We start from the raw sequence: 22,150 nt of genomic DNA on the forward strand, positions 1-22,150 counted from the left end.
GCGAGAACTAAATGGAAAGCACGTTGTTTACTACATTAACCCCCAACGAAGAAGCTAATCTCTCTGGTGGTAACGCCCCCAAGAAAAAAGATCCCATCAATGTAAAAGCGCTCTTGTTATTCCTGACCAAGAATACTGCCACAGCTAGCAACACCGTTAAGCAAACAGCCACTGGCGGTGCTGGCGGCAACGGTGGTGCTATCACTATAGGCGGCGGCAGTGACTCACCAGTTGTACTCATTGGCGTTAAAGTTAGCTCCAACGGTGGAAATGGTGGAGACGCAACCAACACCTCGAATAATGCCGTAGGTGCACAGGCGGGTTAGGTATACTCTTATGTTGCGCTGCTCTAGCGCAGCTTGTTTTTTGTAACTATCAAACTAAGCCTAAGCGAGAACTAAATGGAAAGCACGTTGTTTACTACATTAACCCCCAACGAAGAAGCTAATCTCTCTGGTGGTAACACCCCCAAGAAACCGGTGGTAGATCCCAAATACATATTGAGCTTCCTCTTCTTAACCAAAAATACTGCCAAAGCTAGCAACACCGTTAAGCAAACAGCCACTGGCGGTAAAGGCGGCAACGGTGGTGCTATCACTGTAGGCGGCGGCAGTGACTCACCAGTTGTACTCATTGGCGTTACAGTTAGCTCCAACGGTGGAAATGGTGGAGACGCAACCAACACCTCGAATAATGCCGTAGGTGCACAGGCGGGTTAGGTATACTCTTATCTTGCGCTGCTCTAGCGCAGCTTGTTTTTTGTAACTATCAAACTAAGCCTAAGCGAGAACTAAATGGAAAGCACGTTGTTTACTACATTAACCCCCAACGAAGAAGCTAATCTCTCTGGTGGTAACACCCCCAAGAAACCGGTGGTAGATCCCAAATACATATTGAGCTTCCTCTTCTTAACCAAAAATACTGCCAAAGCTAGCAACAGCGTTACTCAAACAGCCACTGGCGGTAAAGGCGGCAACGGTGGTCCTATCACAATAGGCGGCGGCAAAGACTCACCAGTTGTGATTATTAAATCTACAATTAGCTCGAACGGTGGAAATGGTGGGGACGCAACCAACACCTCGAATAATGCCGTAGGTGCATCAGCTGGTTAGGTATACTTTTATCTTGCGCTGCTCTAGCGCAGCTTGTTCTTTGTAACTATCAAACTAAACCTAAGCGAGAACTAAATGGAAAGCACGTTGTTTACTACATTAACCGCCAACGAAGAAGCTAATCTCTCTGGTGGTAACCCCAAAAAGGTGGATCCCAAAAAGATTAAGCTTGCCTTCGCCATTCTCAACCTTTTGAGTGCTAAAGCTAGCAACAGCGTTACTCAAACAGCCACTGGCGGTGCTGGCGGCAACGGTGGCCCTATCACTATAGGCGGCGGTAGTAACTCACCAGTTGTGATTATTAAATCTACAATTAGCTCGAACGGTGGAAATGGTGGAGACGCAAGCAACACCTCGAATAACGGCGTAGCTGCATCAACTTAGGTAAAGTTATGAGGTTTAGTAGAAGGGTAATAGTAAACATAAAGACACTTTAAGTGTGTCTTTCCCCGGATGAAACACCGCAAATTGAACAATTTACCCTCTTGATGCAGGTTAAGTTGCTTTTCTACGGGGCTAAATTGCTAATTGACTTATTGCTACAAGCCATTAGCAGATTCTTTGTTAAAACTGATCTTAACATACGTTTATTCCTACCCATCTACTTTTCTTCAATAAACTTAACGAAATTATATTGATGGTTGCTATTGGGCAATCATCAATATAATTATCAGTGGCGTTTTTCCTTAAGGATATTGTTCACCCTTGAGTAATCAAATAGGGAAACAAGCCTGCTAGTTGAGGAATCGACCATATCCATGTTTAATCACTCTCTACAGAGTAAAATCTAAAACCCTTTTCTATTTAGGGTTGTGCCTATTTTCCTTGGTTTTGGGGTTTCTATGAATATGCGATCATTAAATCCCTAGCTAAATCTGACTTTCGGCATTTATTTATGATTATTCTCATTTCAGAGTGATTAAAGAGGGATATTGATCACAATTTCCTTGTTTGGAAAAGATAAGGAAACTCTTTTTACAGAACTTACTCCAAACGAATTAGCAAATCTGTCTAAAGGTTTACATACCAAAATTACTCATGTTTTTCCTGTTGATAAGTAGCTCGATGGAGATAACCTTAATTATGTGATAAAAAGTACAATCAATCCCTTGCGATTGTTTCGGATTATTGGCAATTACATAATGTAGGTCATTTATAACTTTCTACTTATACAAAAGAGAGCCATTTTGGTACGTGCTAACTCTCGTTATCTGAGTTAAAGCAGCTCTGTATAAAGCTAAAAAGTCATAATTAGTAGCTGAGGTTAACTAGAATCATGCAAAGCACTCAAATCTCCTCAATGTTTATGTTCATAACTGAAACTGAAGAAGCAAGCGTGTGTGGTGGTGAAAGCACGGTGATTTCTAGTGGAGTTTATGATGGTGTTGTTAAAACCAAGGGATCACCTGGGAAACCAGGAGTAAAGAAACAAACAGTTGAATCAACATCAAGTACATCAAGTACAAAAGTTGTGAAAATTATCAATAAAGGAAAAATTCCGCAGAAAGAAGTATTAGACTTACTATCCTCCATATCCTCTATACTAAAACTTGATTTTTTTTAGTTGGTAGTGATAGTAGAATTAAACTATTGGTCAAATTTTTAACCACGCAGGGACGAAACCCTGCTATTTTTTTGGGTTTTGTGACGATGTTATTGGGTACTGGAGTATAAAATGAAATACCAAGTTGTTGCACAACATAGTGAAGAAGATTGTGGAGCTGCTTGTCTTGCTTCTATTGCCAAACATTATCGGCGTAATTTTACACTAAATCGTATCCGGGAAGCGGTAGGTACTGGGCAACTTGGAACAACGTTGTTGGGATTGAGGCGGGGAGCTGAGGCACTTGGTTTCAATGCGCGTTCGGTCAGGGCATCAAAAGAAATACTAGACCGAATGAACCAAGCACCACTGCCAGCAATCATTCACTGGAAAGGCTACCACTGGGTTGTTTTGTATGGTCAGAAAGGTAAAAAATATATAATTGCCGACCCAGCCTTTAACATCCGTTATGTCTCTAGAAAAGAATTAATCGAGGCTTGGTCAGATCAAGTGATGCTTTTACTAGAGCCAGATTCGGTTCGGTTTTATGCTCAACCGGATGATAAAGTCAACGGTCTTTGGCGCTTTGCGCGGCGTGCATTGCCTTATGGAGACATAATATTCGAGGCTTTTCTCTGCGCTCTAGTTATCGGTCTGCTTTCGTTAACGTCTCCTTTCCTGCTTCAAATTTTAACGGATGATGTATTAGTTCGAGGTGATACCAAGCTTCTTGCTGGTGTGATTATTGCAGTTGTGGTGATGAATTTGGTGTCAAGTAGTCTACAACTAGTTCAATCTAACCTGATTGCCCATTTTGCCCAACGGCTTGAATTAGGGCTAGTTCTGGAATTTGCCAGGTCAATCCTGCGGTTGCCTCTGACTTACTATGAATCACGTCGCAGTGGCGAGATTGTTAGTAGATTGCAAGATATTCAACAAATTAATCAGCTAGTTTCTCAAGCAGTTATCAGTCTGCCTAGCAGCTTGTTTATCGGAGTGATTTCTTTGGGTTTCATGGTGTTCTATAGCTGGAAACTCACCTTTGTTGCCGTCGTTGTTGCTATTTTCATGAGTTTATCGACGGTGGTTTTCCTGCCTACACTTCAGCAAAAAATCAGAAGAATATTGGTCTTAGACGCGGAAAACCAGGGCGTTCTGGTTGAAAGCTTTAAAGGAGCGCTGACACTCAAAACTACTACTGCTGCTCCTCAATTTTGGGAAGAATTTCAGAACAGATTTGGTCGACTCTCAAACCAAACATTTCGTACAATTCAGATTGGAATTATTAACAGCATCTTTTCTGGGTTAGTTTATGCTGTTGGCAGCGTTACTTTGATTGGTTTTGGCAGCACCCTAGTTATTAGTAAGGAACTCAGCATCGGTCAACTGCTGGCATTTAATGGGATGAATGGGAATTTTTTGGCATTCATCGGTGCTGTGCTTGGATTTATAGATGAATTCATGCGTGCCAAAACTGCCACGGAACGTTTAACAGAAGTTATCGATTCCACACCTGAAACTCAAGGCGATGATACTAGCAAACCCTTTGCTAAAATTCCTAGTAATGCAGATATTATTTGCACTAACCTAAACTTTCACTACGCTGGCAGGCTAGAGCTACTGGAAGATTTTTCTCTCAGGATTCCTGGCGGTAAAGTTATTGCCCTAATTGGTACATCCGGCTGTGGTAAAAGTTCTGTTGCTAAACTGATAGCCGGATTATATACACCTAATTCTGGCAATATTCGCTTTGGGATTTATAATTTGCAAGACCTAGCCCTCGATTGTTTGCGTCAACAAGTTGTTCTTGTTCCTCAAGATGCTCATTTTTGGAGTCGTTCAATTATTGAAAACTTCCGGTTAGGTTCTCCTCACGTCACCTTTGATCAAATTGTCAACGCTTGCCAAATTGCTGAGGCAGATGATTTTATTAGTAAATTACCTGAAAAATATCAAACTGTATTAGGTGAATTCGGGTCAAATATTTCTGGTGGACAACGGCAAAGACTGGCTTTAGCAAGAGCTATCGTTAACGATCCACCAGTCCTAATTTTAGACGAATCAACTGCTGGACTCGATCCAGTTAGTGAAGCTCAAGTTTTAGATCAACTGTTATTCCACCGCAAAGGTAAAACCACGATCCTGATTAGCCACCGTCCTAGAGTAATTACCCGTGCTGATTGGATCGTTTTGCTTAATCAAGGCAAGTTACAAATTCAGGGGACAGTAGAAGATTTACGTGCCCAACCAGGAAGCCATTTAGACTTTTTAACTCCTTAATTACTACCAGTTTTAACTAAAGTAATATTATTTGATTTGTGAAGATTGAAAGCCTTAGATCCCTGACTTCTTAGCAAAATCGGGGATCTTTATGTTCATAAATGATTTAAGTTTACTATACACCAGGAAAGCCTCAAGCATTCCTTTGATGAACTCAAAGCTAAAGCCAAACAAATTACCATTTGTCCTAAAGTTTTGGCAGATAAACATGCCGTTCTAATTTGCATTAAAGACAATAATTTAACTCTCTTCTATTCTTAAAAGATAGAAATCAAAAACCTTAATTTTTAATCAACCAGTAAATATACTGATTTCATTCTGCAAACTAGTTGATACACCTAAGTGTTGCAACCAGGAACTAAAACCTATATGTCTTTTTTATTTCTTAGCTATGACTTAGATATCACAATTTCCCAAAACAGGGGTTAATTGTCAGGAAATTGAGATATTTGTACTGAGGTATTTATAAAAACTTATTTAATAAAATATTTTCCATATATATACTTGTGTTAACAAGTATTAAGAAATTCTGATTAAAAAAGATTGCAATACCTTGATTTAATTGCTAACGTGTGTATGACAACGATGCTGATGAGCGCTCGGATCTAGGAGAAGTAAAATCTATGAGCTACATGCATTCAGCCAAGTATGTTAGGCTTTGACGGGTTAAAAACGAGATATTTCTGCCTCGTATAGACAATTATGAGGGATTGCAGATTAACCAAGAAATATCTCGTTGCTAAAGGCTTTGTTTGGGTTTGATTTTAATTGCAATTAATTATTTGTCTTACCTTGTGCCGACAAGCGAGTAGCTCTTGATTGTGTCGGTCAGCAACAACTAAGAGTTTGGTAAGACTTAGATTTTGGAGGATAAAACCAATGGAGATTCAAGGTAAAGTTGCCCTAATTACAGGGGCTTCCCGTGGGATTGGACGAGCGATCGCCCTCGAACTAGCGCAACAAGGCATCAAGCGGCTGATATTGGTAGCACGCGATCGCCAAAAGTTAGTCGAGGTAGCCAACGAAATCGAGGCGATGGGCACAGAAACTGCGATCGTGGCATTAGATTTGACGCAGACAATTGAAGTGAATATCGCTGTTGCCCAACTGTGGCGCAATTACGGACAGATTCACCTGCTGGTTAATTGTGCAGGAGTCGCATACCAAAGCTCGTTTCTGCAATCTAAACTGCCCCAAGTTCAAGAAGAACTCTCTGTGAACTTGTTAGGAATGTACAACCTTACTAGTCTGATTGCTCGACGCATGGTCAGCCAAAGGCAAGGGACAATTGTTAATGTGTCGAGCCTGATGGGGAAAGTTGCTGCACCGACGATGGCGACTTACTCAGCTACTAAGTTTGCAATCTTAGGATTTACCCAAGCCTTGCGCCAGGAACTAGCTGAACACAATATCCGAGTGATTGCATTACTACCTTCCCTCACAGACACAGACATGGTGCGCGACTTAAAATTATTTCGCTGGGTGATCCCCATGACTACCCAGGAAGTGGCGAAAGCATTTGTCGCCGGAATGCAAAGGGATGCACCAGAAATTTTAGTCGGATGGCAAAGTCATTTAGCTGTATTGTGTCAACGCCTTGCTCCTTGGCTGCTAGAGCTAATTTTAAGAATAGCAACTCCGCCAGCCCCAAGAAGACAACAGCCTCGTGAAAAACTGAGTTTTTTGGCTAAGATCCAGCGTTTTGGCGATTTGTTACTATTCAGAAAAACTCAATGTCAGGTCAAGTCGCTATAACTATTTATCCTAGCGTTAACACCTTGGATAGTATATCTACCATCAACTGCTGATTTTTTAGGGACTGGCGATTAAGTAATACTTCTGAGAGTTCCTGTCCCACATGGACAGGAATATAAAAATCTTCTCCATCAACTCGGATTATTTAGAGAATAATTTATTTTCTGGAAGTCCCTTAAGTCCTTTGGCTTTACCCTTTTGCAACAAAGTAACGCTCATAGTGCCAAGAAGCGCTAATAAGCTGAAAGTAGAACTAGATTCAGGAACAGACTTGGGATTCTCAATTTTGATAACTTGTCCAAGTCCAGGGCGATCGCCTCGGTTTGCTACGTAAATAGCACCATCAGCACCAATAGTCAAAGCAGTAGGAGACTCTAGTCCATTGCCACTAAGAATAGTTGTGCGAGTTCCATCAGTCGCTATTTTAATCACAGAACCATCTAGATTACCTTTCCAGAGTGACTGATTAGCGTACTGCAAAGCATACAAATTACCCTCAGGATCAAAAGCTAAGTCAGTAAGTTGGGTAAAGCCATCGGTATAAACTGTTGGTTTATCATCAGAACCAACTCGGTAGATTTTTGCTTTACCTTCGGGAAAAGGGAAACCAGTTAATTGGCTAATATAATAAGCACCATCTGGGCCTTTGGCGACATTTGTGGGTACTGCTTGGATTTCAAATGGTGATGACGATGCACCAGAGGGAAAAATTGGATTAGTTAATGTCTGCCGGGGAATTGTGGCGATCGCCTTTAAATTACTTCCATCAGTCCCTACATTGAGTAACTCATTAGCACCCGCATCAACTGCAACAATATTATTTCCATCTAAAAGAAGAGAGAAGGGATTGCTAATTAGATCGCCTCCATCGGGATTGTTTGCAAGTTCATAATTAGCTAAATCAGCCACACTAGTCCAGGAATTTGTATTGAAATTAGCAGTGATAATTTTTCCTAAATCAGTGTTACCTAATGTGGCGCGAGATGTGGGATTTGAACCATATCCAATTGCAATATAAGGCTTGCCAGTAGTATCAAATTTGATATCTTGAGGCCCAGAAGTATCAGTACCATCTGGTAGTGCTAAAGAAGGAAGTCCTGTAAGTATACGTTCTTGCGTACCATTTCCAATTTTTGTCACTGCACCAGTTGTGCCATAACATAAAGATTGACCTGCGGCACTCGGTGAAGGAACACAAGCTCCATTTCCGCCTGTTCCTGCCTCTGTGACATAGAGACTGCCGTCAGGGCCAAAAGTTAGACCCCGTGGATTATTAAGATAGTCGCCAATTACTGAAAATGATGTCGCTTCTGCTGCTTTCATTCCCGAAAAAGCAGCAATACAAACACTCAAAAATGTAATTCCAAATTGTTTTAGTTTCATTAAACATCTCCAGAAATTAAATTTGCGTAAAGATAGAATAGAAAATTTTCTCTTGATAAATCATAATATTTACTGTGTATAGTTTCTATGGATTTTACAACATAATAAATTGTGCCAAATCCTTATTTTTATGTCGACTGAAGACATCTGGTCAACCTTTAAAATCCTTGTACAGACTGAGTTATAACTTTCCGTACAAGTTTATTTTTTGCAAAATCAGCTAATTAAAAAAGTTTTCAAACTTTTTAATTGGTTAAGACTTATACCAATTCTCTAAAAGAGGACAACAGATTCAAACCCAGAAACTTATTCGAGTCGTATCATACCATTTTTAAAAATCTTTGCAACATAATGAATTAGCTGTAAAGGCGTACATTTGTATGCCTCTAGCAACAAATTAAAGAGATTGATGTATATTTTCACACATTTTTTCTATAAGTGGGATATCTAAACTGTTGAATTACACAGATATTGCAGGACTACAAAGCGATCGCAGTTTGCATCAATAAATAAAGTTGCAGTTTAAAAATTGCTGTGGGATCGCATAATTAGACATACCTTGTTTCGGAGCAACCAGAAATGCTTTCCTTCCCCACAACTTTCACTCCTTTGCCCGAAATCATTGATGGCTTACCGAATATTTCTGGTTGGGAAACAGAGGTTCTCTCTGTAGTTAACCACGATCAACCAGTATTTTTACCAACAACGAATATTCGCTTAGAAGACGTAAATGCTGTGTTTGCGATCGCCTTACACATGCACCAGCCAACTATACCTGCGGGAAATGGCGGTACACTCATCAGCAATCTGCAATATATGTTTGAACATCCTCATGAAGGGGATAACCATAATGCTGGGCCTTTTGCCTATTGTTACAGCCGCATGGGAGACTTGATCCCCGAACTTGTAAATCAAGGTTGCAATCCCCGTGTGATGTTGGATTACTCAGGTAATCTTCTGTGGGGACTGCGGCAAATGGGACGTGGTGATGTTCTTGATAATCTCAAACGTATTACTTGCGACCCAACCTATCAACCTTATGTCGAGTGGCTGGGTACAATGTGGAGTCATGCAGTTATTCCTTCCACACCTATAGCAGATATTAAATTACAGATAGTTGCATGGCAACATCACTTTGCGGCAATTTTCGGTTGGGAAGCACTAGCGCGAGTCAAAGGATTTTCGCCCCCAGAAATGCACCTACCAAATCACCCTGATGCTCTCTTTGAATTTGTGAAAGCCCTGAAAGAATGTGGATATCGCTGGCTACTCGTTCAAGAACATTCTGTAGAAACAATTAACGGTCAATCTCTTACTCACAAACATTTACCACATCGTCTGATTGCCCGCAATTCCCAAGGCGAAACAATTAGCATCACAGCCTTAATTAAAACCCAAGGTTCGGATACTAAATTAGTTGCACAAATGCAACCTTATTATGAAGCTAAAACCCTATCAAAACAACAAATTGGCAGTGTTTTTGTCCCACCAATAGTTAGCCAAATTGGAGATGGTGAAAATGGCGGCGTGATGATGAATGAATTTCCTAGCGCTTTTAAACAAGCTTGGTGGGATATGGTGAATAACGGGGGAGGAAAATCAGGTGTTGTTGCGATGTGTGGTACAGAATATTTAGAATTAATCGAAGCTGCTGGATGCAAACCTGAAGACTATCCAACTTGCCAGCCAGTGGGACAACATCAGATTTGGGAGCGAGTTTTACCAGATAATTGTCAACCTGAAGCTGTAGAGAATGCCATTCAAGAATTAAAGCAAATAAACTCTAATTTTCATATGGATGGAGCCTCGTGGACAAATCATATCAGTTGGGTGAAAGGATATGAAAATGTGTTGTCTCCCATGTATCAACTAAGCAGTTTATTTCATCAAAAGATTGATCCATTACTGCAAACTGACTCAGTAGAACCTGTTACCAGACAACCTCACTACCGTAACGTTCTCCTACATAACCTTTTGCTGCAAACCAGTTGTTTTCGTTATTGGGGACAAGGTGCTTGGACTGACTATGCACGGGAAATTTACCAACGTGGCGAAAGCTTGCTGCAAAATAAATTTTAAAAATTGGTGTTCTAGCCGTAACGCACCGCATTTATTGGTGCGTTACGCCCTGCTTTAACGCACTCTATAATTTAAGGCTTGCTGAATCTACCAAAATAAATACGCGATATACCCAAATGAAAAAGCAATCAAGCATTTTGAGAAAGCAATATGCTTTTTTGCTTGCTGAATCTACCGAAATGAGAAAGCAATATGCCTTTTTGCTTGCTAAATCTACCGAAATGAGAAAGCAATATGCCTTTTTGCTTGCTGAATCTACCGAAATGAGAAAGCATTTAAGCATTTTGAGAAAGCAATATGCCTTTTTGCTTGCTGAATCTACCGAAATGAGAAAGCATTTAAGCATTTTGAGAAAGCAATCAAGCATTTTAAGAAAGCATTTAAGTATTTTGCTTATTGAATCTAGTCAAAAAGCGAAGTTAAGGTGAAGTTATTGAAAGTATTCCTTATACAGCGTATTTCAGGTAAATGAAGTACACAAGTAGGGGCACAGCCATGTTCCCTACGATTATCTGTACCTCACTAAGTTGCAATCTGCTGTAAATTCGATGCCAAAGTATGAGTATTAACTACCATATTTTACAGAGCAACCGTAAGGCTGAGTGGTGGAATTAGCTACGTTCTGTCCTTTTAGTACACTATCTACAGCAGAACTAACATAGTTTTTCGCCGATTTGATATCAGCAGGATTCGTGCTAGGCTTGTCATCAATAGCACCTGCATACTTTAATATACCGTTACTATCAATAACAAACATATGAGGTGTAGTACGGGCTTGATAGAGACGACCGATTTGACCACTAGCATCTAAAAGTACAGCGGTAGGGCTAGCATTGCGGCTCTTTGTCAATTGATTTGCTTGTTGAGCGGTAACATACCCTTGTTGTCCTTGGGCTGACGAGATCACCGATAACCAGACTACACCTTTAGCAGTAGTTTCTTTTTGCAATTTTTGCATATTGTTGCTGTTGTAATGCTTTCGGACAAAAGGACATTGATAATTTGTCCATTCCAACACCACAACTTTACCCTTAAAGTCGCTAAGTCTGTGACTTTTACCATTACTATCAGTAGCAGTAAAATCTGGCGCAGGTGAACCAACGCGCACAGGAGTAGCAGCTTCAGCCGCATTCCTCGCAACATTAGGAGTATTCTGGCTCACTGTAGAGGGATTTTGGCAAGCAGTCAGCGTTAGGCTAAAAGCAAAGAAGGTAGCTGCAATAAGTTGATTTTTCATGGTTTTTTTGAGTTAAATTGTGAATTATTAATAGTTAATAGCTAATAGCTATTTACAAACTTTTTACCTTTTGTTGCACCTCTTGGGGAGAAAGAATCTGAGGTAAAATCTGCGGTGTAGCAGAATTAGCTGGGTATAGTAGGTACAAGGGTACGCCACTGCGCCCGAAAGCTGCTAGTGCTTGGGTTATTGCAGTGTCTCGGCTTGTCCAGTCAGCTTTAAGGAGAGCTACGTCTTTTGCTTGGAAAGCAGTTACGGTCTCAGGTTGGTTAAGAGCAACGCGTTCGTTTACTAGACAAGTAATACACCAAGCAGCAGAAAAGTTGACAAATACAGGTTTACCAGACTGGCGTACTTGAGTTAATCTTTCAGGAGTATAAGGTTGCCAATTTAGAGAAGTTGAAGTTGCTTGTTGAATGTTAGAGTTGGCAACGTTGAGAGCTATGCTACCTGGTAATTGTGCTAAGGCTAAGGCAAATCCCAGTACTACCAATGCAGTAATACTACCAAAGCGCCGTCCCCAACCGGAAATGATTTGAGTTTTTTGATGCAACCAAACGGCAAAACCTATAAGTACCAACCCAAATAAGACTGCGGCTACACCATCGCTTCCTGCTTGCTGCGATAATACCCACACTAACCAAGCGGTTGCTGTATACATTGGGAAAGCAAGAAGTTGGGCAAAAGTTTCCATCCATGCACCCGATTTAGGTAAGATTTTTTGTAAACCTGGAAGAAAACTGATGAGTAGATAAGGTAAAGCTAGACCAAAACCTAAGACTAGAAAAATAGCTAAGGCTACTATCGGTGTTTGTGTGAGCGCAACTCCAATAGCGGTTGCCATAAATGGTGCGGTACAAGGTGTAGCGACGACTGTGGCAAAAACCCCTGTGAAAAATTCACCCACATAACCGTTACGTGCTGCTAAACTTTGTCCCATTCCCATTAAGGAAGCACCAAAGATAAATACGCCTGACAAACTTAAGCCAACAGCAAACAGTAAATACGCCATTAAACTGACAAATACAGGCGACTGTAACTGAAACCCCCAACCAATTTGCTGTCCGAAACTACGTAATATTAAAAGTATCACCGCTAGGAATAGGAAACTTATTAATACTCCTGCGGTAAAGACAATTCCTCTCTGACGGACTTCCTGTTTGCTGAAGTTTGATTTTTGAAGAATGTTTAATGCCTTGAGAGATAACACGGGAAAAACGCAAGGCATAAGGTTGAGGACAATTCCACCCAGTAATGCTAATCCTAAAACCTGCCATAATCCTAAAGAAGCTATAGTACCAGGTTGTGTCGTTGTTGCTGCTCCTAGTTGAGTTTTGATCACAAATGCTTGAGTTGGAGTTTGCCCATCTAGGGCTTCTTGCAGTGCGAGTATACCACTGACTTGGTTAACATCACCGCGATTTCCTCTTTCTAGTAGGAGAGTTAACCCATCTTTGTCAAAGCTGGCTTTCTGGGGTGCAGCGTTATTGATAATACCATCTTCATTAGGGAAAAACGCAACTTCTTTAATCTGACTTGCTTGTAATTGCGGTGCATTAACCTTTAATATCAAGTTTTCTCCCTGAATATCAGCAGTACTTTGCCAAGGAGAATCTTGAGGTAGAGTAGCCCGTGTTTTCTCAAATTCCTTTGCCCACCGCGTGTTAACTGTAGGCGTACCTGTTGCAACAGGTAAGCTGAGACTAAAAGTACCATTTTCTGGGATACACTCTTTCTCACATACCAGCCAATCAGCCTTAGCAGTAAGTTGAATAGGCTCCTTAGTATTCACAGTTCCTGGAGTCGTAATTTGACTCAATAGCATCACCTGATTTTTGTAGCCAAAATTCATCAACCCACTAGCAGGTAGTCTCTCAGGGTAAGGATACACCAATTCTCCCGCCGAAAATCCCTGCGGTAACGTCCAAGCAATACTGGGAGCAATACCAGAGTCACCAGGGTTTTTCCAATAAGTATGCCATCCTGGTTTTATTTGGAAATGTAACCCGACCCAAAACGGTTTCCCTGGTTGAATACTACTGACTTCACTCACCAATTATGTTTGCACGTGTTCAGTCTTGACTGGGTTTGCCCAAGCAGTAAGAGGGAAAAGAATGATAAAACTGAGGATGAATGTAATTATTTTAATGGCTATTTGTGTCAATTTATGCATATGTTTAGCTCAAAGCCTCTTGTTTAAGGTAGGCAAACTTCCACCACAGTGTATTAGCTAGAGTTTAATCAAACTAAAGGCAATAAAATTTCAAATTTTGTACCTATACCAATCTGTGAATGAAAACTCAATTTTCCGCCATGTTTAGCAGTTATAATTCGATAACTTAATGCTAAACTAGTATTTTTACCAGTCTTTGTTTGAAGAGAAAAAGATTCCATAATTTGCTGTTGCAATTCTGGAGACATTCCATAACCATTGTCAGCAATGCGAATTAAGATCCAGCGAGAATCTGGTGCATCTGGGTTGCTTGCTTGTTGCGAAATAACTTTTGTCGTAATTTCAATTCGGGGTCTTTGAACAGTCTTTGTATCTTCTGGATGTAATTGCTGTCGCACTCCTTCATTGAGTAAAGTATCGGCAACTTCGCTGAAAATATTCATTAAAACCTGGTTTAACTGCCCCATAAAGCAATACACTGGGGGCAATTGACCGTAGTACTTAACAATTTCAATTTCTCCTTGTAAACGGCTATTAATTAGTAAAATAATACTATCTATGCAGGCGTTTAAATCTACTGGTTTAGGATAAAGCTCATCGATATGACAGAAGTTTTGTAAGCTGGTGACAAGTTTTTTTAATCTTTCAGCTCCAGTGCGGATACTAGCAAGCGATCGCGACAAATCTTGTTCTAAAAAATCAAATTCAATATCTTCTTTAATCTGATTAATTGCCTGGGAAGCTGATGGTAACTCTCGGTCGTAAGCCGCTATCAGCTTAAGTAAATCTTGGCTGTAGGTTGAGACATAAGTTATGTTACCCCAAATAAAACCCACTGGGTCTAAAATTTCGTGTGCTACTCCATCTACCAAACCTCCCAGATTTGCCATTTTATCATTTTGAATCATTTGGGCTTGGCTGCGTTCATACCGCACCAGAGTGTCGATTCCCCGAATTTGCCAAGAAATAATATTCAATTCTTGTACATCTAACAATCTATAAGCACCAGATTCTGTTTGTACTACAATTGGTTCTGCTAATAATTCTGGCGATCGCTTTAAGCTAAGTTGCATCGCAGTTAAAATCGATGTTGTATCAGCAAGCAGCAATATCGGTATCCGCGCATAGCTGTAGAGAACGGCTAATGGTTGCTGAACAAGTAACTCTTGTCCATAGGGGCGAATCAAAAATTCCAGCAGTCGTCGCCGCGAAATCATCCCAATGAATTTTCCCTGTTCTACCAAAATTACTCCTGGTAGCAGAGGGTATTTTTCTAAAAAATTAGCCACTTCTATACCAGTGCGGTTGATTTCCACTGGGAAGTTGTACATTGGTAGTTCTTGGAGGGTTGACTCTACATCAAGATCGCGATCGCTACCAACAGACAAAAATGGCGGTGAGATTTGGTAACTGAATTCTTCTGGCACTAGATACCCTGATTTTTACAAACACAGGTAAACAATAAGTTAATATTTTACATTCTGCCAATCTTTAAATTCGGTTTCGGTTTGGGTATCTACTAAGACTAGTACAGCGAGCGCGTAAATAGCGCAAAGTCGAGCCAGTCCGTTGGTGGGGTTCCCCCACTGTAAAGGAACTGGCGTTGAATTACGAATTACGTAGCTTGCTTCTCGCCGGAGGCGAGTATTACGAATTGAAAAGGGCTGGTGTTAAAGAGTCATCTGTGGCTTAATTTGTTTAGACACAAATTTTTCTGCTACCAGGGTAATCACGATGACAAATAGACCTCCTTCCGAACCAGAGTCATCCCGAAGAACTGCCCTTGGCTTTGATGAATTTATAGCCATTTTGGTTGCCTTCACCACTATCGGAGCGATTCTTTTTTGGTCATTGTCCCGCAGGGATTCTAGCTGGAACTTAAACGGGCTACTGTCGCCTTCCTCCACTCCGTCTTTTAGTGTTCAACCAAATCAAGTATTGCCCTCCCCTACTCCCAAGGTAGAACCAAATGCAGTCCCTAGATTCAACGTTTTGCCGTCATCTCCACCTGAGGCTGTTGTTGAACCTAAGACACCTTCATTCCCTACTAGCGCAACTCCTTCCCGCGCAGTGTTACCATCTGCTCAGGTAATCCCAACTCAATCCCCACAACCACAGACGCCTGTATCCTCTTCAGCAGGACTTGAGTCATCAATTACATCATTAGCATTGCCTTTAGTAACTCCGGCAAAACAAAAATCAATCATTCCGCCGCCAATTGCATTTAATGATGTGCCCAATAACTTCTGGGGTCGGCATTTTATAGATGTTCTTTCTTCCCGTGGTATTCTCAAGGGATTTCCTGATTATTCTTTTAGACCAAATCAGCCTGTAAACCGCGCCGAATTTGCTGCTATATTGCAAAAAGCCTTTGACCAAGAACCGTCTAAGACTGCGATCGCATTTCAAGATGTACCAGCAAAATTCTGGGCAACTCCAGCAATTGACCAAGCCATCAGTGCCGGATTTCTCAAAGGCTACCCAAAAAAAACCTTCAAACCACAACAAAATATTTCGCGAGTGCAAGTTTTAGTTGCCCTTGTTAGTGGGTTGAATTTGAAAGCACCCACTTCCCCAAATCAGATATTAAGTGTTTATAAAGATGCTAAAGATATTCCAACCTATGCTAGCAACAAAATAGCCGCTGCTACAGCCAATGGTCTAGTAGTTAACTATCCAAATCCACAAATTCTTGCTCCCAACAAAGTAGCTAGTCGGGCTGAAGTAGCGGCGATGATTCATCAAGCTTTAGTAAAACGGGGCAAGTTGGAGGGAATCCCATCTCAAAACATTGTGGGTAGGCGTAGCCTGCCGCAGGCATCGCGCAGGGTGTCTCCAGGACTTTCGCGCACTCCAAAGCAGAACCTAAAAGGTAACTTGTCCGCAGGAGGCTAGTTTCAATGAGCTTGGTAGGGAAAGTGTTCAACAAAAAGGCAGAGGTACGGGAACTTGTTGGCGCAGCCCAAGTAGAGAATAGGCTGCGCTATCGCCGGAAGCGGCCCTTAGACTTTATGCAAAATTAGAAATTCAAAAAAAAATTCTTAATTTTGAGAAAAGTCTGATCTAAGGAAGCCTTAGATCAGAACAGGGCGTGATTTTGAATTAAAGCATTCGCGTAGCGTCTTTGCAGGAGAAGGGATAGTCAGATATTAAGCTTCTGGAATTTCTTTACCCACCACTTGTGATTTAAGAGTGGTGATTTCACTAGTTAACTCTTTCCTGGTTGAGGCTTTGAGTAAATAGCGGTAAACAAACCAAGCAGAGTAACCAATACCAATCAACTCAAAAGTAGGTGCTACCAAGGGGATATCATTCAAAGCATCTAATATTGCCAAGAGTACTTTAACCCCAACAATTGATCCCACAATTAAACCAACAGTTACCAGGGGTTGCTTATATTGATTAAAGAAGCTTCCTAGATAGTCTGGCAATGTTGCTAAAAAGCTAGAAATTTGCTCACCGTATTTTAGCCATTCATCTTGAGACTGTGCGGGAGGTTGGAGTTTGGTGATAGTTCCCGTTTGGCTGTTGATCTCTGCCACTGTAGTCTCTTTAGATGCGGTATCCGTAAATTCTTGTTCTGGCATTTTCAGTCCTATAAATTTGACAGTTGAGTTTTTCTAATCTGATAATTACAACCAAAAGGCTGTTGATTAGGTAATGCACAAGTGCATCAGTACAATTGGGTGAAGGGCACAAAAGGGTTTTGTGTTCCATAACCATAATTGCCCCGTAATATCTACTGCATCAACTACAAGGTAGAAAGTCAGTAGGAGGATAAAACTCAGAAGGCAGCAGGATGTATTATAATCAGCTTTCTGAGTTTTTTTGAATCAACTGCAATCCTTGGGTTGTGATTATCCCATTTTGTGTCATTTGCTCATAATCGTACTAAATCTAAGTGCAAATCATGCAAAAATCAGTTCACCTCTCACTTATATAAGCCTAAAAGCCGATTTTATCTGATATTAAAGCTATCTTAAGCCGCCTTCGTCAATTAACGCATTCGTATTGATATTAATACGTAATAAAAGTTTTTGTGTATTCACATAGACTAGACTTTATCTCTTTTTTATGATATATGAGCCTGGAGATGAGGGAGCAGGGAGCAAGGGGGAAATAACAACGCCCAATGACGCTACTTGCTTTAAGTCGGCAGAGCCGACGCCAGTCGCTCATGGGAAGCCACTCCGTTGCGGGGGTTCCCCCCGTTGAAGGAAGTGGCATGGAAATCCCCTGTTCTAGGCGCTGGCTCCCTAACGTAGTGGCTCCCCAATGCCCAACGAATGTCAGAGCTTTTCTTTTTTTCCTGATTGTATTAATTTTATAAGGAAGCAGTAAGGTAGAGTAGTGACATACCTGATAGCAAGAACTCATTGCTATCAACTAGATATTGAGGAAAGTAGTGTGGTAAAAAGAAGACGGTCTTAGATCGGTCTTTAGTGCAGGAAATTATTCGTTACTGCTGAAAAAAGTGAATTATGTTCGCCCTGGTAAGTGTACTTAGCAACATTGCGATCAAAACCACTTATCCTATATAAGGTTATGCTAATTATCTAGTAAGCAATGATTTACTCTTGCTATAAAAGAAGACAATGTAAATGTTAATCACCAATTAAAGTGTTTGCACAAGCTAGAGTGATTTAGTTATTTTTGTGGGAAGGCAAGGAGGTTGGAGAAATGCCTCCTCAAAAGCCAATCCCTATCGACAACAGTTCAGAAAGCAAAAAAGTGTCAGCCGAAGAGCCATCGACAGACGAACTCCCGACTATAGAATTTCCCTCACGAGGGAAACTCAAAGCCAGTTCTTGGCGCATCCATCAAAAAATTGGCTATGGGTACTTTGTAGCTATCGGAATTGGCTTTTTTGGCTCACTGACTGGGTTAGTGATCGCCAACTACTACCGGGGAAGAGAAGTCAGGCAATTCAATCAAGCCTATGAACAAGGACAACTATTGAGTAATTATAAAGATGCAGTAGTAGGGGCGCAATTACATAGCTCTAACCTAGTTGCTGTATTAGAAAATTCACAACAGCTACAAAGCAAAAAAGCTGATTTTCTGAAGAATGTTGAAAAAGCCAAGGAACTAGAGTCAAAAATTGCCGGATTTATAGATAGTAAACCTAAAAGATTAGCAGCAACGAGTTCGACTTTACAGACGTTATTGCTGGATTACAAAACTAATTTAAAAGCTTACGTTGACCAAATCGAGGTCGTTTTAAAGAAAATTGACTCCCAACAAGTGCAGCAAAAGCAAATTTCTTCTGCGCGATCGCAGTTATTGACAATTATGCGTGGTGAAACAGCCATGCGGCTAGACCAGCTTTCTCAAAGCTTGACTAACATCCTGCAAACTGCTGAAGATCAAGAGCAAGAAAAGCAAAAAGCCGTTCAGCAGGCAAAAGTAGTTGAGCGATTCATTGTGATCATAAGTATGCTGGTTTCAGTAGCGATCGCAGCTATTGTAGCGTGGCGTACCAGTCGAGCGATCACTGAACCAGTCATCACTGTTACTCAAGTAGCTGAACAAGTTGCAAGAAAATCTAATTTCGATTTGCGAGCTCCCGTTACCACTGAAGATGAGATTGGCCTACTCGCCAAATCTCTAAATCGTCTGATTGAGCGAGTATCTGAGCGAACAAAAGAACTACAACAAGCTAAAGAATTAGCTGAAGCTGCTAGCAAGGCAAAAAGCGAATTTTTGGCAAATGTCAGCCACGAATTACGTACACCATTAAATGCTGTGATTGGCTTGAGCCAACTTTTAGAAGACGACGCTACCGATCTTGGTTTATCGGCAGACTTTATCACAGACTTAGAAACAATTAACTCTGCTGGTAAGCATCTACTGCACTTGATTAACGAAATCCTCGACTTGTCAAAAATTGAAGCGGGGAAAATGACCCTGTATCCAGAGACATTCGAGATTGCGACGCTGATTCATAACGTCGTCCTCACAGTCAAATCAGCTATAGAAAAAAATGCCAATGTTTTAGAAGTGGATTTTGATCAGCAACTTGGCACCATGTACGCCGATCAGACTAGGATGCGCCAGGTGTTGTTAAACTTACTAAGCAACGCCAGTAAATTCACTACAAACGGTAAGGTGACGCTGACAGTCAACAGAGAAAAGGATGAATTCCGACCGGAGGCTCCTTTGGGCATCATTACTTTTACTGTTACTGACACAGGTATAGGTATGTCTCACCGTCAACAGCAGCAGTTATTTCAACCTTTTACACAAGGAGATACTTCGACTACGAAAAAATACGGTGGTACGGGACTAGGGTTGGCAATTAGCCGCCACTTTTGCCAGATGATGGGTGGTGAAATTATTGTCAAAAGTCAGCCAGGAGTTGGCTCTACTTTCACCATTCGTCTGCCAATGACTGTGCAGGATTGAATGGGGCATTGAGGATTGGGGATTGGGCAGAGGCAGAAAAACTTACTGCAAGTTCTACCCTGCCCCTGTGCCCCTTATCTGGCAATCCTCTGGCAAATTAAGTAATTATATTTACTCTTCCTGTATCCAAATCGTAACGACCCCCGACAATTTTCAATTTGCCCGATTCCACTTGCTTAGTTAAAAGCTGCGATCGCTTCAATCGTTCAATTTGATATTGCACATTTGCAACCACAGCATTTTCAACCGCGTCACCCGGTTGACTCTCGACCTTTTTTACGACCGGCTTAATTGCCTTAACAAAAGTACCAATATCACCGAGTAACGATTCGTTTTGTACAGCTGCGGTTACTGCCCCACAACGCTCATGACCCATTACCATCAGCAGCGGAGAACCTAACAAGACAACCGCATATTCAATACTGCCGATCGCTTCAGGCGTGGCAATATTTCCGGCAATCCGAACATCAAAGATGTCTCCGATGCCCTGATCAAAAACAATTTCTGCGGGTACTCGTGAATCCGCACAACTAAGAATAGTTGCAAATGGATGTTGAGCTTGAGCAACTTCCTGCAACCGCAGCGCAGATTGATCGGGGTATTGGGGTTGATGCTGAACAAACCGCTGATTTCCCTCCATCAGCTTTTGCAACGCTGCATCGGGATTAAGGGATTCAGGGGAGGTTGAGGGTATTTCGGCAGCTTTCGCCTGTTCAACCTGCCAGAGGAAATCGCTGGTAGATAGCATCATCCCAAACGCCCCGGTCATTCCTAACTTCAAAAAGTCACGACGTTCCATGAAATGCTTCATTGAATTTATAACTCTCCTAAATCGACGCGACACATCTGACAGAGCGAATCTCCATCACATCCGAAACGTAGCAAGTACCTCCGAACTTATTCAGAAGTGGTCTGATATTTTCGACAACACCCTTGAGTTGTTCTGGCATACAAAAAGCGAGGATGTAAACATTATCAAGCATGGTCATGTCTAAATCTTCTGTGGTTCCTCGTAATCCTTTACCAGCAACATCTCTAATCACGGCATGGTTATGTACACCCGACTTGTTTAAACTATCTAAAATTTTGCCCAGCTCAAAGGAGTTGGCGATAATTTCTATCTTTTTAACTATGTGCATATTATTACCTCCAAAATAGGTTAATTCCGTAGAGATATAACGGAATTCCCACAATAATATTGAACGGGAATGTCACTGCTAGGGCAGTAGAAACATACAGGCTGGGATTTGCTTCTGGTACAGTCATCCGCATCGCCGCTGGGACAGCAATGTAAGAAGCACTGGCACACAATACAGCGAACAACAGTGAATCTCCACGAGGCATACTGATGAATTTGGCAATCGCTAACCCAATGCCTGCATTGAGTATTGGAATTAGTATGGCAAATAAAATCAGGAAAACTCCGGTTTTTTGCAAGTCTTTAATTCTTCTAGCAGCGACCAATCCCATGTCCAGTAAGAAGAAAGTCAGAACGCCATAAAACAACCCTTGAGTAAAGGGTTCTAATACATGCCAACCGTGTTCTCCTGTCAAGACACCTATTAATAGACTACCGACTAATAGAAAAACTGAACTATTAAGAAATGCTTCTTGCAAAACTTCCGGCCATGAAAACTCTCGCTTTCCATCGTTGGTGAATATATTCACCAAAATTAAACCAACTATAATCGCTGGAGATTCCATCAGAGCAAGGGCTGCCACCATGTAACCATCAAAAGTAATGCCAAGCTCAGTCAAAAAAGCGCTAGCTGTAATGAATGTAACAGCACTGATAGAACCGTAGGTGGCTGCGATCGCAGCCGCATCGTAAGTATCCAATTTCAACTTCAGGATAAAAAAGGTGTAAATTGGAACAACACAAGCCATCATCATCGCTGCCGCGAGTGTTAGAACTACTTCTTGATTTACACCGCTTTTGATTAGTTCTACCCCTCCTTTAAAACCAATCGCAAGCAGCAGATACAACGAAAAGAGTTTGGGCACTGGTGCGGGAATTTCTAGATCGGACTTGACAAAAACAGCACTCATGCCTAAAAAGAAAAACAAGACTGGCGGATTTAAAATGTTGGATACAATTAAGCTAAAATCCATATCCACCCCTCTTTGTATTGGTTAAACCTGAAATTAAAGAAATTTTTCATCTTTAAAAATTTAACGGTTGA

Annotated in this window: 19 protein-coding genes; 11 read left to right on the forward strand and 8 right to left on the reverse strand. The window is 41.2% G+C overall.

The window, feature by feature from the left end; all coding sequences use genetic code 11:
* Positions 1-11: 11 nt before the first annotated feature.
* The 7 genes from V7L29_RS23875 (at position 12) to V7L29_RS23905 (ending at position 6,690) form a co-directional block, all read left to right on the forward strand.
* Positions 12-326, forward strand: coding sequence for a hypothetical protein (locus V7L29_RS23875; protein ID WP_334737004.1), 315 nt, complete (start codon positions 12-14; stop codon positions 324-326).
* 75 nt (positions 327-401) lie between these two features.
* Positions 402-719 (forward strand): hypothetical protein, encoded by a 318-nt coding sequence (locus V7L29_RS23880; protein WP_334737005.1) that lies wholly within the window; start codon positions 402-404, stop codon positions 717-719.
* Positions 720-794: 75 nt separating this feature from the next.
* Positions 795-1,112: a hypothetical protein gene (locus tag V7L29_RS23885; RefSeq protein ID WP_334737006.1), complete on the forward strand. Its 318-nt coding sequence runs from the start codon at positions 795-797 to the stop codon at positions 1,110-1,112.
* 75 nt (positions 1,113-1,187) lie between these two features.
* Positions 1,188-1,496, forward strand: coding sequence for a hypothetical protein (locus tag V7L29_RS23890; RefSeq protein ID WP_334737007.1), 309 nt, complete (start codon positions 1,188-1,190; stop codon positions 1,494-1,496).
* An 892-nt stretch (positions 1,497-2,388) separates the two neighbouring features.
* The gene (locus tag V7L29_RS23895) at positions 2,389-2,676 is read left to right on the forward strand and encodes a hypothetical protein (RefSeq protein ID WP_334690122.1); all 288 of its coding nucleotides are present in this window, start codon (positions 2,389-2,391) and stop codon (positions 2,674-2,676) included.
* A 111-nt stretch (positions 2,677-2,787) separates the two neighbouring features.
* Positions 2,788-4,935, forward strand: a complete 2,148-nt coding sequence (locus V7L29_RS23900) for a peptidase domain-containing ABC transporter (protein WP_334690123.1) — start codon at positions 2,788-2,790, stop codon at positions 4,933-4,935.
* Between the two features lie 879 nt (positions 4,936-5,814).
* Positions 5,815-6,690, forward strand: a complete 876-nt coding sequence (locus V7L29_RS23905) for an SDR family NAD(P)-dependent oxidoreductase (protein ID WP_334737008.1) — start codon at positions 5,815-5,817, stop codon at positions 6,688-6,690.
* Positions 6,691-6,831: 141 nt separating this feature from the next.
* Here the strand turns inward: V7L29_RS23905 and V7L29_RS23910 are convergent, their stop codons facing one another.
* A complete protein-coding gene (locus tag V7L29_RS23910) occupies positions 6,832-8,073 on the reverse strand; it encodes a ScyD/ScyE family protein (RefSeq protein ID WP_334737009.1) in 1,242 nt (413 codons plus the stop codon).
* Between the two features lie 579 nt (positions 8,074-8,652).
* Between V7L29_RS23910 and V7L29_RS23915 the strand changes: the two genes are divergently transcribed.
* Entirely contained in the window at positions 8,653-10,152 is a 1,500-nt protein-coding gene (locus V7L29_RS23915; protein WP_334737010.1) for a glycosyl hydrolase family 57, read from the forward strand.
* Positions 10,153-10,268: 116 nt separating this feature from the next.
* Positions 10,269-10,580, forward strand: coding sequence for a hypothetical protein (locus V7L29_RS23920; RefSeq protein ID WP_334737011.1), 312 nt, complete (start codon positions 10,269-10,271; stop codon positions 10,578-10,580).
* Positions 10,581-10,717: 137 nt separating this feature from the next.
* On the opposite strand, the gene V7L29_RS23925 is transcribed toward V7L29_RS23920, so the two are convergent.
* The 3 genes from V7L29_RS23925 to V7L29_RS23935 all read right to left on the reverse strand — a co-directional run bounded on the left by V7L29_RS23925 (position 10,718) and on the right by V7L29_RS23935 (position 14,989).
* The gene (locus V7L29_RS23925; RefSeq protein WP_334737012.1) at positions 10,718-11,389 is read right to left on the reverse strand and encodes a thioredoxin family protein; all 672 of its coding nucleotides are present in this window, start codon (positions 11,387-11,389) and stop codon (positions 10,718-10,720) included.
* 52 nt (positions 11,390-11,441) lie between these two features.
* Complete coding sequence (locus tag V7L29_RS23930) at positions 11,442-13,442, reverse strand: protein-disulfide reductase DsbD family protein (RefSeq protein WP_334737013.1); 2,001 nt, start codon at positions 13,440-13,442, stop codon at positions 11,442-11,444.
* Positions 13,443-13,630: 188 nt separating this feature from the next.
* On the reverse strand, positions 13,631-14,989 hold the full coding sequence (locus V7L29_RS23935; RefSeq protein ID WP_334737014.1) for a sensor histidine kinase: 1,359 nt from the start codon (positions 14,987-14,989) through the stop codon (positions 13,631-13,633).
* Between the two features lie 307 nt (positions 14,990-15,296).
* Here V7L29_RS23935 and V7L29_RS23940 point away from each other — a divergent pair, with 307 nt between their 5' ends.
* The gene (locus V7L29_RS23940; protein WP_334737015.1) at positions 15,297-16,457 is read left to right on the forward strand and encodes an S-layer homology domain-containing protein; all 1,161 of its coding nucleotides are present in this window, start codon (positions 15,297-15,299) and stop codon (positions 16,455-16,457) included.
* Between the two features lie 254 nt (positions 16,458-16,711).
* Here the strand turns inward: V7L29_RS23940 and V7L29_RS23945 are convergent, their stop codons facing one another.
* Positions 16,712-17,149 carry a CAAD domain-containing protein gene (locus V7L29_RS23945; protein WP_334690131.1) on the reverse strand — a complete coding sequence of 146 codons (438 nt, stop codon included), beginning with the start codon at positions 17,147-17,149 and terminating at the stop codon, positions 16,712-16,714.
* 1,093 nt (positions 17,150-18,242) lie between these two features.
* Between V7L29_RS23945 and V7L29_RS23950 the strand changes: the two genes are divergently transcribed.
* Positions 18,243-19,967 carry a sensor histidine kinase gene (locus V7L29_RS23950; protein WP_334737016.1) on the forward strand — a complete coding sequence of 575 codons (1,725 nt, stop codon included), beginning with the start codon at positions 18,243-18,245 and terminating at the stop codon, positions 19,965-19,967.
* 97 nt (positions 19,968-20,064) lie between these two features.
* On the opposite strand, the gene V7L29_RS23955 is transcribed toward V7L29_RS23950, so the two are convergent.
* Genes V7L29_RS23955 through V7L29_RS23965 form a run of 3 tightly spaced genes read right to left on the reverse strand, consistent with a single transcriptional unit; the run spans position 20,065 to position 22,079 of the window.
* Positions 20,065-20,766 carry a carbonic anhydrase gene (locus V7L29_RS23955; protein WP_334737053.1) on the reverse strand — a complete coding sequence of 234 codons (702 nt, stop codon included), beginning with the start codon at positions 20,764-20,766 and terminating at the stop codon, positions 20,065-20,067.
* A gap of 28 nt (positions 20,767-20,794) precedes the next feature.
* Positions 20,795-21,106, reverse strand: coding sequence for a P-II family nitrogen regulator (locus tag V7L29_RS23960; protein WP_334690133.1), 312 nt, complete (start codon positions 21,104-21,106; stop codon positions 20,795-20,797).
* Positions 21,107-21,110: 4 nt separating this feature from the next.
* Positions 21,111-22,079 carry a sodium-dependent bicarbonate transport family permease gene (locus tag V7L29_RS23965; protein WP_334690134.1) on the reverse strand — a complete coding sequence of 323 codons (969 nt, stop codon included), beginning with the start codon at positions 22,077-22,079 and terminating at the stop codon, positions 21,111-21,113.
* Positions 22,080-22,150 lie beyond the last annotated feature (71 nt).

The sequence above is a fragment of the Nostoc sp. genome, assembly GCF_036916575.1.
GTDB lineage: Bacteria > Cyanobacteriota > Cyanobacteriia > Cyanobacteriales > Nostocaceae > Nostoc.